Below are 271 nucleotides of genomic sequence, written 5' to 3' on the forward strand. Positions count from 1 at the left end.
GCCCTGGCGGCTTTCGCTCGGTGACCCGCGCGTCGCCGGCCTGTTCTGGCAGATCCTGGTGGTCGCCATCGCGGTCGCGATCGTCGCCTTCCTGTGGTCGAACGCCCTCCATAATCTCTCGGTACGGCGGATCTCGACCGGCTTCGCCTTCCTCGGCCGCGAGGCCGGCATGCCGATCGCCGACAGCTGGATCGACTACACGCCGAAGGACACTTACCTGCGTGCCTTCATCGTCGGCATCGTCAACACGCTGCGCGTCGCGGTGATCGGC

The 271-nt window shown here is 67.2% G+C and carries 1 pseudogene; it reads left to right on the forward strand.

Annotated elements, in window-relative coordinates:
- Window positions 1-271: pseudogene (locus tag B2W55_RS32870) on the forward strand (amino acid ABC transporter permease); the annotation flags it as partial.

It is taken from the genome of Bradyrhizobium sp. UBA2491, assembly GCF_002341725.1.
Classification (GTDB): Bacteria; Pseudomonadota; Alphaproteobacteria; order Rhizobiales; family Xanthobacteraceae; genus Bradyrhizobium.